Genomic DNA, 17,524 nt, shown 5'->3' on the forward strand with positions numbered 1-17,524 from the left:
TTTTAATGACTTAAAAATTATTTGTTTTATTAAAGCACATTGATGCTTAACTTTTTCATTTTAACTTTAAAATCATTTTCTAAGTTATCATCAGTAATAAAGGCATCAATATCTGTTAATTCGCATATTTTCACTGTAACTATCTGATTACACTTGGAACTATCTGCTGTTAGAAACTTGAGATTTGAAATATTTAATATCTTTCTTCTTGTCTCTATTTCTTCTAAATTATAATCTGTAATCCCTTTTTCAAAAGATATTCCACTACAACAAATAAAGGCTTTATCTATATTTAAACGATCGAAATTAAATAAGAAGTCATAACTTGTAATAGATTGTTCAGATGCTCGTACTTTTCCTCCAATACTAATGATAGTATGGCCTTGATTTAAAATTTCCATCATAACAGGAATCGAGTTCGTTATAATTGTTAAATTTTTTCTTTTTTTCAATTCTTTAGAAATTTGTAAAGTTGTAGAACCACTATCTAAAAATATACAGTCCCCATCTTCAATCTGTGTTAAAGCTTTTTCAGCGATTTGTTGCTTCATAGCTAAATTTTTATTTAATCTTTTTTCAATAATTGATTCACCATTATTCTCTTTTTTTATTCTAATACCACCATATTCTTTGGATACCAAATCCTCTTTGACTAATTGTTGAATATCTCTTCGTAATGTTTCCATAGAAATGTTCAAAGACTTATGAAGATGTTTCAGCTCTAAAAATTCTTCTTTTTCTAATTTTTCAATAATTTTTTCACGTCGTTCAGTAGGAAGCATTCATTTTCTCCTTTTTATTGTATTAATGAAGTTATTAAATAGTTTTTAACAAGTTTGTCAAAAGTTAATCAAATTTTACAACTAATTTACTAATAGTTAATAAAAAGTTACTACAATGTAAGTATAACAAATAGTGAGGTGTGAGTTATGCTTGAACTCAAAGATGTTTCGAAAAGTTTTGGGAGTAATGAAGTATTAAAAAATATAAATTTAAATATTGAAAACGGAGAAATTGTAAGTTTACTTGGACCAAGTGGATGTGGGAAAACAACGTTATTAAATTTAATTTTGGGATTAGAACATGTGACATCTGGGAGAATTATTTTCAATAATCAAGAAATCCAAGAGAAATCTATGCAAAAAAGAGGATTTAATATTGTGTTTCAAGATTTTTGTCTGTTTCCTCATTTAGATGCCTTCAATAATATCATTTATGGCTTAAAGAATCAGAAAAAAGACCCTCACAGTAAAGAAGTGACAGATTTAATCGAATTATTAGAATTACGTCCTCATTTACGCAAAAAAATTCATGAATTATCAGGAGGGCAAAAACAAAGAGTTTCAATTGCTCGTACAGTAGTTATGGAACCTAAGATTTTATTAATGGATGAACCATTGAGTGCCTTAGATGGAGTCATTAAAGAATCAATAAAAGATATGATTCAAAAAGTATCGAAATCAATGGGTTTAACAACGATTATCGTTACCCATGATCCTGAAGAAGCATTAACGATGTCAGACAAAGTTGTCGTCATTGAAGATGGCCAAATTGCACAATTTGGTACGCCGTCAGAAATTATTTATAGTCCAGCTAATGCATTTGTAGAAAAGTTCATTATTAATCAACTACGAATTAAACGTGGTAATATTTACAGATTATTTGGTGAGAATTATGGCGCATAAAACTTGGAGTCAGCGTATTATATTTACGCTATTAATTATCTTTTTCTTATTATTTTTAGTCATACCAATTATAGGTTTATTAAGCCAATCATTTTATCGTGATCATCACTTTACATTTGCAGTCTATAAAGACATCTTTATGAATGACGAGATTACAACTTCATTCTTTAATAGTTTAAAAGTTGCAAGTTTAGCTGCATTGATTACAACTATTCTCGCATTTTTTATGTCCTATGCGATGAATATGACACAAGCCCATTCTTTAGTAAAAGGCTATAACAAAATAATGGTGTTACTACCTATGCTTGTGCCAACAATTACTTATGGATTTATTTTAATGTACATTTTCGGGAATGAGGGTTTGATTAAAGCTATCTTTGGACATATACCTTTCGAAATTTATGGTAAAAATGGTTTGCTTATCGGCTACGTTATCTACACGTTACCAGCAGCATACTTAATTATTTCAGACGCTTTTGAATATGTGAATAAGCGCTTCTATTATGTTTCTCAGTTATTACAAGATAGTCCGATGAGACGTTTTTATCACACACTACTTAGACCACTGATTGTACCCATAGGTAACGCGTTTGTATTGTCATTTATTTTAAGTTTTACTGATTTCGGTATTCCGGCGTCTCTAGGCGCAGATTATAGTATGGTTGCGACGAGTTTATATCAAATGATTTTAGGATCAATTCCAAAATTTGCTGAAGGTGCTGTTATTGCAGTTATGATGTTAACTCCTGCAATTATTGGATTTATCTTATTAACTATTTTAGATAAATGGAATGTAAAACAAGAATCATTAAATTATACATCGCTTCCAAAAAGGCCAGTACATGATGTGATTATTAATATTATCGCTGTAGTGATAAGTACATTAATTTTATTAATATTTGCAGTGATGTTTGTCGTACCATTCCTTAAAAATTACCCATATAACAACACATTTACTTTGTCGCATATCATTAATTTATTTAAAGATGAAATATTAGTGCATATTTATATTCAATCTTTATTTGTAGCGATATGTACAGCAATATTTGGCGTGATTATTAGTATGGCAAGTGCGATTATCGCTGTGAGAACCAGAATTAAAGGTCGTAGAACGATGAATGTCGTTTCATTAATCGCAAATACTGTCCCTGGTATGATTCTAGGTTTATCGTACTTAGTATTTTTTAAAAATAGCTCAATAAAAAATACATTTTTAATTATTATTATCAGCATTATTGTGCATTACTATACAACACCATTCTTATTAGCGAAAAATGCCTTAGAAAAACTAAATCCCTCATGGGATATAAGTAGTTCATTAATGAAAGATAAATGGTACGAGACGGTCTTTAAAGTTGTAATACCAAATATGAAAAAGACAATTATCGAAATGATGAACTATTACTTCATTAATGCAATGGTAACAATTAGTGGTGTCATTTTCTTAGTTGCAACGGCAACACAACTCGTGGCTACAGAAATTAACCAATTACAACATTTTAACCGATTTATCGATATTTTTATTTTATCGATTTTAATCTGTATAACAAATATTGTCGTTCGTGGCGTTGCAAGTTTTATACTTTATTCTCAAAGAAAAAGGGAGGGGAGATAAATGAAAATAAAAATAATGCTAGTACTTGGTGCACTCGTTTGTCTTGCCCTCTTATGTTTATCATACTTTGGACTTGGGTCGAGTACAGATAAAGTCATTATTGCTACAAATGCTGATGAAGAAGCCATCGCTATTATGAAAGAATCTTTAAATCAGCATGGTTACAAAGGACAATATATCATCCAACCTCAGGGAACCTCAGAATTAGGTGGGAAAATTATGGCGGAAGGATCAAATATTGAAGCAGATATTATTACTGAAGCAAGTTACTACTTAAAAAGTGCACAAGACCAAAATCACATGTTTGTTCCTATGAAGAATAAAACTCAACATAACACAATTGATAAATATCCCAACTACATTATCCCATTATTAGGTAACACAGGTTCATTATTTATTAATAAAAAAGCACTAGAAAAACACCATTTAGAGGTGCCGCATTCAATTAAGGATTTAACTAAACCAGAATATAAAGGACAGGTCTCTATGCCGAACGTTATGGAATCCTCAACTGGATGGCTAGTACTACAAGGTATTTTAAATGAGTATGGTGAAAAAGAAGGACAAGACGTGATTAAAAAATTATTAATTAATGTTGGTCCACATTTAGAGGATGGTGGTTCCGGTCCATTACAAAAAGTTGAATCTGGGGAAGTAGCTGTCGGAGTTGGTTTACGTGCGCAAGCTATTGAACAAGAGAAGGGTAATATCATTAAACACATCGATCCTAAAGAAGGAAACTTCTCATTAGTTGAAGGCGCTGCTGTCGTTAAAAAAGGTGGCGAAAAACAGAAAAAAGCAGAAAAAATGGTTGAAGTGATTCAAAAATACGGTCGAAAAGATTTAATGAAACAATACCCAGTAACACTATATAAAGGTGAACATATTGCAAAAGATCAAAAACCAGAATATCCAAAAAAATGGAAAGATCCATTGACTGTAGATTTATTACAAAAACATCAAGATATATTTAATGCAGCTAAAAAAGAAGCGGAAAATGAAAAATAAAGGAGATTAGAAAATGGAAGAATATAAATTATTAACACCTGGTCCATTAACAACTTCAAAATCAGTTAAAGAAACAATGATGAAAGATCGTTGTACATGGGACAATGACTATAAAGAATTAACACAACAAATAAGACAAGATTTACTTCAATTGGCCCAAGTTTCAAAGGAAAATTACACCGTTATTCTTCAGCAAGGTAGTGGTAGTTTTGTGGTAGAAAGCGTCTTACAAACTGCACTTTCGAATAAAGATCATGTGCTTATCATTTCAAATGGTGCATACGGAAAACGTATTGCTCAAATGGCAGAACGTATTGGAAAAAATTATACACATTTAGCATTGTCATTCGATAAAGCACCAAATATTGAAGAAATTGAAGATGTTTTAAACAGCAATGATGCTATTTCTCATATTGCTTTCGTTCATTGTGAAACAACTACTGGAATACTCAATCCTTTAGAAGATTTATGTGAGTTAGCACATCGCTATAATAAAAAATTAATTGTAGATGCTATGAGTAGTTTCGGAGGCTTAGAAATTAACGTAGAACAATTAAATATTGATTATTTAATTAGTAGTGCGAATAAATGTATTCAAGGTGTGCCCGGTTTCGGGTTCGTGATTGCTAAAACAACAACTTTAACTGAAACAGAGGGTAATGCTTCAAGCTTAGCACTTGATTTATATGATCAATGGCAGGTGATGGATGTTGATGGCAAATGGCGTTATACATCACCAACTCATGTTGTAGCTGCATTCAAACAAGCAATTAATGAGTTGCATGAAGAAGGTGGCATTAAAAAACGTAGTGAACGCTATCACTCTAATAATCGATATATGAGAGAAGCATTAGCACAGTTAGGTTTTAAAGCATATATTGATGAGGAATGGCAATCACCAATTATTACAACATATCTATATCCTAATGAAGCTTTTGATTTTAATCATTTCTATGAATCAATGAAAGAAAAAGGTTTTGTGCTATATCCAGGAAAATTAATGGAAACCCCATCTTTTAGAATTGGTAACATTGGAGAATTATACCGAGAAGACTTTGAAACATTAGTTAAACATATTAAAGAATATATGAATTATTAAGGAGTGTATAATTATGAGTAATATTAAAGGAATTATCTTAGACTGGGCCGGTACTACAATTGATTTTGGATGTTTTGCCCCTGTACAAGTATTTGTAGAAATTTTTAAAAATGAAAATATTGATGTAACAATTGAAGAAGCCAGAGAACCTATGGGCATGTTAAAACGTGATCATATCGAAGCTATGTTAAATATGGACCGTATCGCAAATGAATGGAAGTCTGTTAAGGGACGTTCACATACTCAAGAAGATATCGATCATTTATACGCTAATTTTGAAAAATCATTAATGGAAACATTAAAAGACTATACAACACCTATTCCAAATGTCATAGATACTATCAATGAACTAAGAAATAAAGGCTATAAAATTGGTTCAACGACAGGTTATACAAAATCAATGATGGAAGTGGTTACGGCTGAAGCAAAATTGAAAGGCTATTCGCCTGACTACTATGTAACTGCCGAAGCTGTTAATGGATATGGTAGACCTTATCCATACATGATATTTGAAAATATGAAACAATTAGAACTGGAACGTGTTGCTGAAGTAGTAAAAGTAGGTGATACTGTCTCTGATATGAAAGAAGCAGTCAACGCAGGTGTTCTTGCTATAGGAGTAATTAAAGGCAGTTCTGTTGTAGGACTTAGTGAAGACGAATGGAATGCATTAAGTGATAATGAAATAGATGAACATCGCCAAAAAGCAACGAAAAAATTCAAAGAAAATGGCGCATCATATGTCATAGACGATATTACTCAATTACCTCAATTATTAGAAAAAATTTAATTAAAAACCATATTCTAAAATTAAGCTTTTTTATGAAAATAAAGAGTGAACTCCCATATTTGGAAGTTCGCTCTTTTTATTAATATATCTATGATGTTTTAAATTACGATGTAAAAATCTAGCAATTTTAAATATTAAAGTAAGATAATAAAAATTTTTTATACATAGTTCAAGAATTTAATCTTATTGATTTTTAAAAGAAAAAATATAAATAATTAAATAGATAATCAACATTGTAATCAAACTAATTATCCCTAAACATATGGGGAATTAATCTGTAGAAAAAATTTTGAAATATCTAGAAGAGTGATATATATCCATAAATAAATGAATACTTATACAAGAAATAATAACGCCTAGTATTCTACGTATAAATAAACTCAGACTTTTTTAAAGCCAATTTTAAATATAGAGTAGCTTATGATAATTAAAACTAATAAAAATGGTATATATTCAACCAATGACTGAATATGATAATCAGTATATAAACCTATAAGTTTTGATGGTAGTAAAGTTAGAATGATTGAAATGATTTCCATATTTAAATTCATTTATAAATACCCTTTCAAGTTTTATCTATGGCAAAATCGCAATCATTATCCCCTCTTAGATAAGAAGCATTAAAGTGAGCTTCCCCAAAAAAATGGTATTAGTATAGAAAAAAATAACACATCTAACTGTTCCAATAAATTAGATGTAGATTAATAACATAATCACTTATACAACGTTATAAAATCTAGTTACATTTGTGTTACTATATATTTAATTTACCGAATAATTTGAAAATTTTAACTAGAGGCGATAGATATGATGTTTGGTTATCAAGTGAATGAACATGTGACGTTAAAGATATTAGAAGAACGTGAAGCGGAGCAACTTTTCAAATTAGTAGATAGCAATCGTGAATATTTAGGCGAGTTCTTACCATTTGTAGAATATACAACTGAAGTTGAACATAGTAAGAAATTTATTCAGTCGGCACTAGAACAGTTTACGCGTGGTAACGGATTTCATTGCGGCATCTGGTATGACAAAGAACTTGTAGGGGTCATCGGCTTGCATTGTTTAGATCTTGTTAACAAACGTACGTCTATTGGTTACTATTTGGCAAAGCATTTTCAGAAAAAAGGGATTATGACGGCATGCACAAAGGTATTGATTCGCTACGTGTACGAAGAATTTGGTATAAACCGTGTAGAAATTCAAATGTCGACGCGCAATCCGAAAAGTAGGGCCATACCTGAACGACTCGGCTTTACGCAAGAGGGTGTATTGAGAAGTAGTGAACGTCTACGTGGCGAGTTCTCAGATAGTTATGTGTATAGTCTATTACGTGAAGAGTTTGAAAATGTTAAAGCAGAGTGGTAAAAAAGAATATAAAAACGCTTAGCAGTTTGCATAAATAAAAACTGTTAAGCGTTTATAATTCTTTATTGTTCTACAATTTGAATTAAATTACCACATGTATCATCAAAAATGGCCATTTTAGCGCTACCCATTGTCGTCGGTTCAACGGTAAAATGCACACCTTTTTGCGTTAATGTGTCATACGTTTGTTGTACATTGTCCACGCCAAACATCGTAATAGGTATGTTGGCTTCGAATAGACGTTGCTGATAGTCACTTGCAATAGGATTGCCATTAGGTTCTAAGACCAATTGGGCACCTTCTGGTTGATTAGGGGACACTAAAGTGAGCCATCTAAACCCTTCGCCTACAGGTTCGTCAATTTTCTTTTCAAAGCCTAGAATATTTGTATAAAACTGTAAGGCTTCTTCTTGATTCTCTACAAAAATACTGTTCGCGATAATGTTCATACGTACCCCTTCAATTTATATAATATGGCGTTTAAATTAGTTGTCTTGTTTCAGAACGCGGGCCATTTCTTCAATTTTACCCGCATGTAATGGGACATGAATGGCATTTAATACTAATAATTCGTCGACTGTTTTACAACCAGCAATCGGTTGGTCTAATGCTTGAGATAATTGTTCATCAGTAAGTTGACGCACACGCTCTGGAATCGTTTTTAAGTCTTTTTTAATTTCTTCAATAGTTGGGACATCTTGTCCATCCCAGTTAGCAGGACTAGAACCATAACCAAATAATTTCGTATATTTGGCGATATCTACCGCATTTTGGCCACCCATCGATAAAGCTGAATCAAAGATTGTTAAGACATGGCCGAATTGCCAATGTAGTGTATTTGGAAATACATCATTGTCTTTATCTAATACTTCCTCAATGTTCCAATTATCATAAACGGACAGTAAGTAGTTCACACCAGTATCAATCACATCATAGACTGTTTTATTACTCATTTGCGTTTCCTCCCACTTGTTTAAAGAATTGACTATTAAGCGTCTACCCGTTAAACGTGCTTGTCAATCAAGTAATACGATAGTCTTATTAAAGAAAATGACTAAATGGCAGCGTATTTAATAGATGTTTTATTAGAAAAAATATATAAACTTCATATAAGAACTTAATAGGTTAACGAATCTTAGGTATATTTATAAAAAGGATAATGTTAAATCTAAAAAATTAGTTGTTAGATAAGAAAGTAAGAGGTGATAAAAAATGTGCGCAATTCAAGAGATTGATTGTCGTATTGAAGCATGGATAGCACATATTGCACGTAAGGTTGATATGATGTTGAATGATGTGGCGGTTGAAACAAAAAAGCATGATTTAGATTTAGTGACGAATATCGACAAAGAAGTTCAAGCTGATTTCACTAAGTTTATCGAAGAAAATTATCCAGAACATCAGATTATGGGTGAAGAAAAAAGTAATCATGAAGTTGATATGTACCGTGGCTATGCTTGGGCGATAGATCCCATTGATGGTACAACGAATCTTGTGAAACAACATAAAGATTATTGTTTAATAGTGAGTTTGTTCTACAATGGAGAGCCTTTATTAGCTTATACATATGAATTTTATCAACAGAAGTTATATAAAGCTGTAAGGGGTAAAGGTGTGACGGTTAATGGCGTGCCACTACGTGTAGACACGTATCATCATCTCAAAGATGCGTTGATTTCTATTGATCCGAAACGTGCGCATTCCGAGTTATTAAAGGCATTGATTTCAAAATCACATGGCTTTCGATTTATTGGTGCTGGTGGCATTGGTGCGTTGCGAACAATTACAGGGGGTTTCGGAGCAAGTATCGATATGGGTGCAAACCTGTGGGACATGAGTGCACAATTATTATATGCGAAAGAGTTAGGACTAATTGTGACAGACATTCAAGGCAACGCTATTGATTTAAATCACGTTAAGGGTGCAATTATTGCGCATCCAGATATTCATGAAGACATTATCAATATTATAAAAACGTATCAATAAAATAATCCTGCCACATACCGGTGCTTACGCGTAACGGTTGATGTGACAGGATTTTTATAATATTAGGAAAGTTTTGGCTTTGATCGCTCAATATCAAGCCTAAAATGTGTCATTGATTAAGGTTTAATCGCAAATGCACGTACTGGGAATCCAGGTGCATCTTTGGGTTTAGGACTCATTGCGTAAATGACCGCACCACGCGTTGGTAATTGGTCTAAATTCGTTAACAATTCAAGTTGGAATGTGTCTTGTCCAAGAATATAACGTTCTCCAACGATATCTCCATTTTTAGCAGTATCCACTGACGCATCTGTGTCGAATGTTTCATGTCCGATTGATTTCACACCACGTTCTTCGATTAAGAACTTCAAGGCATCTAAACCCCAACCTGGTAAATGTTGATTACCTTCAGCATCTTTATTTTCAAATTGTTCAATATCTGGCCAACGTTTTGACCAATCTGTACGTAAAGCGACAAACGTACCGTCTTCAATACGCCCGTGTTTCGCTTCCCATGCCTCTAAATGGTCACGTGTGACGATGAAGTCAGCATTTTCTGCAGCTTCTTTTGAAAAGTCTAACACAATAAGGGGCAATACTAATTCTTTTAAGTCTAAATCTTCCAAGTAACGTTTATTCTCAACAAAGTGAATAGGGGCATCAATGTGTGTGCCATATTGTGTGACAATATTCCAACGTTGCACGTAAAACCCATGTTCTTTAACGGTAAAGAGTGTCGAAACTTCACCTTTTTCAAATTCACTAAAGCGAGGTATTTCCGGGTCAAAGGTATGTGTTAAATCCACCCAAGTTGCTTCTTTCAGTTGATTTAGTTGGTTCCATAATGGATAGTTTGGCATGTTTCATACCTCCAATAGTAATAGTTATTCTATGTTGGTTTTGGCCGTGGCTGACTGAACTGCCGCATCGCTTTAAAAAAGCTTGCTTCAGTTCTAGTCAACTGTGCCGTGCCCGACTAAACATTCAAAGTCTCAATAGTTTAATAAAATTTGGCCGTGGCTGACTGAACTGACCCATCGCTTTAGAAAAGCTCGCTTCAGTTCTAGTCAACTGTGCCGGGGCTGTACGACGAAATCACAAGTGATTTCTGTACAGCTCCCTATGCGGGTTTGTTTTGGTTATTTGCTTCGCGTTTTTTACGAACGGTATTTACAAGTACAGTTAGAGCGTCTTTAACTTCTTCTTCTTTACGTGTTTTTAAGCCACAGTCAGGGTTAACCCAGAATAATGAACGGTCAATTTGTTGTAGAGAACGATCGATTGCTGTAGCAATTTCATCTTCAGTAGGGATACGTGGACTATGGATGTCATATACACCTAACCCAATACCTAAATCATAGTTGATATCTTCAAAGTCTTTGATTAAATCACCATGACTACGTGATGTTTCAATTGAAATAACATCAGCATCTAATTCATGGATGGCATGAATGATTTGACCAAATTGAGAATAACACATATGCGTATGAATTTGTGTTTCATCTTGGACTGATGAAGTTGCTAATTTGAATGAATTGACTGCATCAGCAAGATATTGTTCATGGTATTCAGAACGTAATGGTAAACCTTCACGTAAAGCTGGTTCGTCTACTTGGATGACTTTAATACCCGCTTCTTCTAACGCTAATACTTCTTCATCAATCGCTAGAGCAATTTGATCTTGAACGACTTTACGTGGCACATCGACACGTTCGAATGACCAGTTTAAGATCGTTACTGGACCAGTTAGCATACCTTTAACAGGTTTGTCAGTTAAACTTTGTGCATATACCGTTTCTTTGACTGTTAATGGCTCAGTCCATTTAACATCTCCGTAAATCACTGGTGGTTTAACAGCACGTGAACCGTACGATTGTACCCAGCCGAACTTAGTGACTAAGAAACCTTGTAGTTTTTCACCGAAGAATTCAACCATGTCATTACGTTCGAACTCACCATGAACGAGTACATCTAGACCGATATCTTCTTGAATTTTAATCCAACGTGCAATTTCACTTTCTAAGAAGTTATTATACGCTTCATCTGAGATACGTTTATTTTTCCAATCAGCACGATATTTACGTACTTCTTGAGTTTGTGGGAATGAACCAATCGTTGTTGTTGGTAAGTCAGGTAAGTGTAAACGTGCGTCTTGTGCTTTTTTACGTTCAGGGAAAGGTGACTTACGGCTTGTTGGTACGCTATCAAAATCATATTCAAGATTTTTGAATGATTGACTTTGGAAACGTTCATAACGTGTTTTGAATTCATCATATTTCGCACTGTCGTTATGATTAAATAGGCGACGTAGTGCGTCTAATTCGTCTAACTTTTCAGTAGCGAAACTTAAGCCATCTTCAATAGATTCATCTAATGTTTCATCATCTAATGATACTGGTACATGTAATAAAGATGATGACGGTTGGATAACGATATGTTTCGCATAGGCTTGTAATGATTCGATTAATTGTTTCTTAGCTTCGATATCTGCCGCCCAAACGTTACGGCCATCAATAATACCAGCATATAATGTTTTAGATGCGTCGAAGTCACCTGCTTGAATTTGTTGTAAGTTATAACCGTGATCATGTACAAAGTCTAATCCTAAGCCACCTACTGGTAATGAACTTAAGAATTTAACATTGGCACGCTCAAAGTAAGTTTGAATGACTAATTTGTCTGCTAAGCCTGCTGTATCAAAGTAGTTATAGGCTTCTCTTGTAATCGCTTCATAGGCTGCGCTCTCATCTGTTACTAATACTGGTTCATCCACTTGGATATAGTCTGCGCCAGCATCAACGAGTGCTTGAAGCACTTCTTTATATAATGGTAAAAGTGTTTGAACTTTCTCCTCGAAAGATTGATGACCACCTTTAGACAATTTCACAAACGTAATTGGTCCTACGATGACAGGATGCGCATTGACGTTAAGTGATTTGGCATAATTAAAGCGATCTAATAATACATTGTGATTCACTTTAGGTTCAACGTTATCCCATTCTGGCACGATATAATGGTAATTCGTATTGAACCATTTAATTAAAGCGCTCGCTACATGTTCTTTATTACCACGTGCAATATCAAATAATAAATCATCATTGACTTCGCGACCTTGGAAACGTTCAGGAATGATGTTGAATAGTAATGATGTATCGAGAATGTGGTCATATAGTGAGAAGTCACCGACAGGTACACTGTCTAAATTATAATGCTTTTGTAATAATAAATTTTCTCTGTGAAGATCACTTAACGTTTGATCTAATTCTGCTTTATCAATTTTTTTAGCCCAATAGTTTTCGATGGCTTTTTTCCACTCTCTTTTTCTACCTAATCTTGGGAATCCTAAATTTGAAGTTGTAATTGTTGTCATGATATTGCCTCCTTGTTTTGGGTAATTGCTTTAGAATACGCTGCGAGTTCTAATGAATAATCGACACGTTGGAACGGTGTGATGATGTATAAACCATTGAAGTACTCGTGTACTGTATCAATCAATTCTTTAGAGAGTCTCAAACTTAATGCTTTAGTTTTTTCTTTATCATCTTTTACTGCTTTAAATTGGCTTAAGACGTCTTCAGACATTTTAATGCCAGGCACTTCGTTATGTAGGAAAAGTGCGTTATTATAGCTTGCGATAGGCATGATACCTATAAATAGAGGGACATTCAGATGTTTCGTCGCCTCGTATACTTCTTTGATTTTTGCTTTACTGTATACAGGTTGCGTAATGAAGTAATTCATACCTGCAGCTACTTTTTTCTCAAGGCGTTTGACCGCACCGTCGAGTTTACGTACATTAGGGTCAAATGCACCAGCGATGTTGAAGTTTGTATGTTTCTTCAGCGCATCACCATCCGTGTTAATACCTTGATTGAATCTTAATGCTAATTCGGTTAATCCTTTTGAATTGACGTCATAGACATTTGTGGCACCGGGTAGATGACCTACCTTTGACGGGTCGCCTGTAATTGCTAAAATTTCGTTAACGCCGATAAGTGATAAGCCAAGTAGATGTGATTGCAAGCCGATTAAATTACGATCTCGACATGTAATATGTACGAGTGGCTCAATATCGTAACGTTGGCGTATAATACTTGCCGCTGCAATATTGCTAACACGCACGGTAGCTAGTGAATTATCAGCTAGTGTTACTGCATCAACTTTGGCCTCATCGAGTTTGCCGATATTTTCAAAGAAAAGATCTGTATCTAAATGCTTCGGTGTATCGAGTTCGACGATGACTGTCGGTCCATTTTTAACCTTTGTCGTTAAGTTATGTTTATACGTACGCGTCACTGCTCGATTCGTTTGGCGATTAATTGGAATTACTTTTTTATTGGTAACAGGCTTCAAATCTTTGACGGATGATTTGATATAAGCAATGTGTTGTGGTGTTGTGCCACAACAACCACCAATCAACCGTACACCTTCATTTATGAGTTCTTGCGCAACATCGCCAAAATATTGTGCGTTATCACTATATTTAAATTCACTATTCTCGATATCCAGTAAGCTCGCGTTCGGATAACATGATAGGTATGCGTTCTCTGGTAACGCAATATGTGAAAATGACCGTTGCATGTGATGTGGACCGTGATGACAATTAAGTCCTACAACATTGGCACCACAAGCAACTAATTGTTGTAACGCTTGATTAATTTCGGTTCCATCGACTAAGTAATTCGTATTTGAAGCGGTGAGTTGAGCAATGATTGGAATATCGTACTTACGACGCGTTGTTGTAACGATGTTCGTAAGTTCTTCTAAATCGTAGTAAGTCTCGAATAATAATCCATCAACACCTTCTTCAACGAGTGTATCGATTTGATTTTCAGCATGGTATTGAATGGTGGACAAAGGTAACTCCTCTTGTTGTAAACTTCTAAAACCACCTACCGTACCAAGTATGAAAGTGTCCGGTTGCGCTGCACGTTTCGCAATAGCTACAGCTGCTTTATGAATATCCTTCACTTTATGTTCTAAGCCAAAGCGTTTTAGCTTTTCGAAGTTCGCACCGTACGTATTCGTCTGGATGATATCAGCACCGGCCTCAATATAAGAACGATGTATTGACTCTACTTTCTCCGGATGTGTTAAGTTATATGCTTCTGGACATGTATCGAGTCCCTCTGAATAGAGGATTGTTCCCATTGCACCATCAGCTACTAAAACGTTGTTCTGTAATTGTTTCAATAATCGACTCATTGAAAGCCTCCTTTAATGCGTAGTTAAGGTCAGCAATTAATTCTTGAGGTTGTTCTAGACCTACGCTTAATCGGAATAAGCCAAAGGTAATGCCACGTTCATTTCGAACATCTTCAGGAACAGCAGCATGTGACATCGTGGCAGGATGAGATAAAATGGTCTCAACACCTCCGAGACTTACGGAAACGAGAGGTAACGTTAAGGCATCTACAAAATCTTGTGCCTTCGTTTCATCTTTTAATCGGAAACCGATGACGGCACCACCGCTATTTGCTTGTGACAAGTGTAATGAACTGTTCCCTGGATAATATACTTCGGCAATTTCTTCTCTTTCATTTAAAAATGTGACAAGTTGCGCTGCATTAGCTGTTGATTGTTTAAAGCGAACGGGTAATGTTTTTAAATGTTTGGCTAACGTCCAACTATCATGTGCTGATAATGCAGTACCAGTCCCATTCTGTAAAAGATATAATGCATCTGCGACGTCTTTGCGATTTGTGATGGCAGCACCAGCGATAATATCACTGTGTCCACCTAAAAATTTAGTAGCTGAGTGAACAACAATATCAGCACCAAGTGCAAGTGGGGATTGACCCAATGGAGTCATGAATGTATTGTCCACTGCTAAAAGTAACTGATGACGTTTCGCAATCGATGCGACGGCACGTATATCTGTAATTTTGAAACACGGATTGGATGGTGTTTCAACGTAGATGAGTTTAGTGTTAGGTTGAATCGCTCGTTCAATTTCCTCAGGGTGTGTGGCATTAACTGTCGTAAATTGAATATTAAAGCGATTGAGAATTTGTTCGGTAAGTCTGAATGTACCGCCGTATACATCGTCAGGAAGAATCACATGATCATTTGCTTTTAGTGTTAATAGCACCGCTGATATTGCAGCAATACCTGACGCATATGCAAATGCGTAGTTGCCACCTTCAAGCTTTGCTAATTTCTCCTCAAGAAGTTGACGGTTGGGATTACCACTTCTGGCATAATCGAATTTTGCATTGCCACCCAGTACCTGTTGGTGAAATGTTGAAGAGTCATAAAGCGGTGGGTTAGCTGAATCGTAATCAACACCTCTATGTTCATCAAAAATAACTTCAGTTTCTTTTGATAAGGTCATGAAATCACTCCTACTTTAGAATTCTCCAGTGCGCGTAAAATATCTGACTCAATATCGTTATAATCCTCAATACCTATGGATAAGCGTATGAGATGTTCATCTATGCCACGTTTATCTCTTTCTTCATCAGGCATATCGACATGTGTTTGTGTGTATGGGAAAGTGATAAATGTTTCGGTTCCACCTAAACTTTCTGCAAAAATACAAATTTCTAAATTTTCCAAAAATTTAGCAACGCTAAAGTCTTTGTTTAGGCGTAAACTTAACATGCCCGTTTTTCCACTGTATAGAACTTCATCTATAGCATTTGAAACTTTACATCGTTTAGCTAATTTCTTAGCATTTGCTTCTGACCGTTGAATACGTAAATGTAGTGTTTTTAAACCACGTTGTAATAAATAACTATCAATAGGGGACAATGTTGCACCAATCATATTATGCAATTGTCCAAGTTGTTCGGCTAACGCTTCATCTTTCACTGTTACAACACCTGCGAGCACATCGTTGTGACCGCCAATGTATTTAGTTGCTGAATGAAGCACGATGTCTGCACCCTCCTCTAAAGGAGTAGATAGATACGGTGTTAAAAATGTATTATCGATAATTGTTAACAGATGATGCTTTTGACTCAAGATGTAATACGGTTCAACATCAATTTCAATCATTTGTGGATTCGAAATGGGTTCTATGAAAAGTGCTTTCGTATTTGGTGTAATACTGTCAACTACTTCCTGATAATTCAAAAAGTCGACATACTTAAATTTGATACCATATTGTTTTTCGTAAAAGTCAAATAATCTAAATGTACCACCGTATAAGTCGAAGGCGACTAATATCTCATCACCTGGTTGAAACAAGTTACAAATGAGTTGTACTGCAGCCATGCCACTTGACGTAGCAAACGAAGCAATACCACCTTCTAATTTCGCGAAGGATTCCTCAAATGCAGAACGTGTTGGGTTCTTAGTTCTTGTATAATCATAGCCTGTTGACTGACCAAGGTGAGGATGTTGATATGCGGTAGACAAATAAATCGGATTGGCTATTGCGCCAGTAACATCTTTAGTTAATGATATTTGTGCTAATTGTGTATCTTTCATGTCAAATCCTCCATTCATTTATAATCCAATAAAAAAAGCTTCCGTCCTTTAAACCCGATATGTATCGGATGTAAAGGACGAAAGCTTGTTTCGCGGTACCACCTTTGTTTATTACTTTATTGCTAAAGTAACCTCAAACAGTACGCCATTATGTGAATAACGTGTACTGAGATGGTAGACGCTAATCCATTCGTTATCTGAAACTTCGGATAAATGATAGTTCCCATTAAAAAACTCATTTAACTTGATTAAAATTAAATGAGTATTAACGATGAATAGCGACGTCTAGAATTCCAGTACGCCATTAAACAATAAATGTTAATACTGTATCGCTATAACGGGCGAACCCGTTGACACCTCGTATTGGCATCAACACTCAAAGGCCATTTTCAAACTTTCTTTCAATGTCTCTTCTCAGCTATGGAGACTCTCTGTATTAGCAGTGTAAGTTCTACTTTCCTTATTACAGTGTGTAATTTGTGTTTTTTTAAGTTAATTCATAGCTTACAGACCTAAGTCATATTTGTCAACAACTTTTC

Annotated in this window: 15 protein-coding genes; 7 read left to right on the forward strand and 8 right to left on the reverse strand. The window is 34.8% G+C overall.

Annotated elements, in window-relative coordinates:
* Positions 1 to 29: 29 nt before the first annotated feature.
* On the reverse strand, positions 30 to 782 hold the full coding sequence (locus KA909_RS02770; RefSeq protein WP_193839793.1) for a DeoR/GlpR family DNA-binding transcription regulator: 753 nt from the start codon (positions 780 to 782) through the stop codon (positions 30 to 32).
* Between the two features lie 147 nt (positions 783 to 929).
* Here KA909_RS02770 and KA909_RS02775 point away from each other — a divergent pair, with 147 nt between their 5' ends.
* The 6 genes from KA909_RS02775 (at position 930) to KA909_RS02800 (ending at position 7,565) form a co-directional block, all read left to right on the forward strand.
* Positions 930 to 1,685 (forward strand): ABC transporter ATP-binding protein, encoded by a 756-nt coding sequence (locus tag KA909_RS02775; protein WP_193839792.1) that lies wholly within the window; start codon positions 930 to 932, stop codon positions 1,683 to 1,685.
* On the forward strand, positions 1,675 to 3,300 hold the full coding sequence (locus KA909_RS02780; protein WP_193839791.1) for an ABC transporter permease subunit: 1,626 nt from the start codon (positions 1,675 to 1,677) through the stop codon (positions 3,298 to 3,300). Before KA909_RS02775 ends, KA909_RS02780 begins: the two co-directional genes overlap by 11 nt.
* Complete coding sequence (locus tag KA909_RS02785; protein WP_245339337.1) at positions 3,301 to 4,308, forward strand: extracellular solute-binding protein; 1,008 nt, start codon at positions 3,301 to 3,303, stop codon at positions 4,306 to 4,308.
* Positions 4,309 to 4,321: 13 nt separating this feature from the next.
* Positions 4,322 to 5,407 (forward strand): 2-aminoethylphosphonate--pyruvate transaminase, encoded by a 1,086-nt coding sequence (locus KA909_RS02790; RefSeq protein WP_193839790.1) that lies wholly within the window; start codon positions 4,322 to 4,324, stop codon positions 5,405 to 5,407.
* 13 nt (positions 5,408 to 5,420) lie between these two features.
* A complete protein-coding gene (gene phnX / locus KA909_RS02795) occupies positions 5,421 to 6,197 on the forward strand; it encodes a phosphonoacetaldehyde hydrolase (RefSeq protein ID WP_193839789.1) in 777 nt (258 codons plus the stop codon).
* Between the two features lie 810 nt (positions 6,198 to 7,007).
* On the forward strand, positions 7,008 to 7,565 hold the full coding sequence (locus KA909_RS02800) for a GNAT family N-acetyltransferase (RefSeq protein ID WP_210129954.1): 558 nt from the start codon (positions 7,008 to 7,010) through the stop codon (positions 7,563 to 7,565).
* Positions 7,566 to 7,627: 62 nt separating this feature from the next.
* Here KA909_RS02800 and KA909_RS02805 read toward each other — a convergent pair whose 3' ends face one another.
* Together KA909_RS02805 and KA909_RS02810 are read right to left on the reverse strand one after the other, a co-directional pair.
* Positions 7,628 to 8,014 carry a VOC family protein gene (locus tag KA909_RS02805; protein ID WP_204185389.1) on the reverse strand — a complete coding sequence of 129 codons (387 nt, stop codon included), beginning with the start codon at positions 8,012 to 8,014 and terminating at the stop codon, positions 7,628 to 7,630.
* Positions 8,015 to 8,050: 36 nt separating this feature from the next.
* Positions 8,051 to 8,518, reverse strand: a complete 468-nt coding sequence (locus KA909_RS02810; protein ID WP_193839785.1) for a bacillithiol transferase BstA — start codon at positions 8,516 to 8,518, stop codon at positions 8,051 to 8,053.
* A 259-nt stretch (positions 8,519 to 8,777) separates the two neighbouring features.
* On the opposite strand from KA909_RS02810, the gene KA909_RS02815 reads away from it, so the two are divergent.
* Positions 8,778 to 9,551, forward strand: a complete 774-nt coding sequence (locus tag KA909_RS02815) for an inositol monophosphatase family protein (RefSeq protein WP_193839784.1) — start codon at positions 8,778 to 8,780, stop codon at positions 9,549 to 9,551.
* Positions 9,552 to 9,667: 116 nt separating this feature from the next.
* Here the strand turns inward: KA909_RS02815 and KA909_RS02820 are convergent, their stop codons facing one another.
* The 5 genes from KA909_RS02820 to KA909_RS02840 form a co-directional block, all read right to left on the reverse strand.
* Positions 9,668 to 10,411: a cyclase family protein gene (locus tag KA909_RS02820; RefSeq protein WP_075108894.1), complete on the reverse strand. Its 744-nt coding sequence runs from the start codon at positions 10,409 to 10,411 to the stop codon at positions 9,668 to 9,670.
* A gap of 260 nt (positions 10,412 to 10,671) precedes the next feature.
* Entirely contained in the window at positions 10,672 to 12,921 is a 2,250-nt protein-coding gene (metE, locus tag KA909_RS02825) for a 5-methyltetrahydropteroyltriglutamate--homocysteine S-methyltransferase (RefSeq protein WP_193839783.1), read from the reverse strand.
* Positions 12,918 to 14,756, reverse strand: coding sequence for a bifunctional homocysteine S-methyltransferase/methylenetetrahydrofolate reductase (locus tag KA909_RS02830; RefSeq protein WP_193839782.1), 1,839 nt, complete (start codon positions 14,754 to 14,756; stop codon positions 12,918 to 12,920). Before KA909_RS02830 ends, metE begins: the two co-directional genes overlap by 4 nt.
* The gene (gene metC / locus KA909_RS02835) at positions 14,710 to 15,885 is read right to left on the reverse strand and encodes a cystathionine beta-lyase MetC (protein ID WP_210129945.1); all 1,176 of its coding nucleotides are present in this window, start codon (positions 15,883 to 15,885) and stop codon (positions 14,710 to 14,712) included. The genes KA909_RS02830 and metC overlap by 47 nt, the downstream gene beginning before the upstream one ends.
* The gene (locus KA909_RS02840; protein WP_210129946.1) at positions 15,882 to 16,985 is read right to left on the reverse strand and encodes a PLP-dependent transferase; all 1,104 of its coding nucleotides are present in this window, start codon (positions 16,983 to 16,985) and stop codon (positions 15,882 to 15,884) included. Before KA909_RS02840 ends, metC begins: the two co-directional genes overlap by 4 nt.
* Positions 16,986 to 17,524: the final 539 nt, after the last annotated feature.

This window comes from Staphylococcus sp. GDX8P54P (genome assembly GCF_017893165.1).
In the GTDB taxonomy this organism is placed as follows: domain Bacteria; phylum Bacillota; class Bacilli; order Staphylococcales; family Staphylococcaceae; genus Staphylococcus; species Staphylococcus borealis.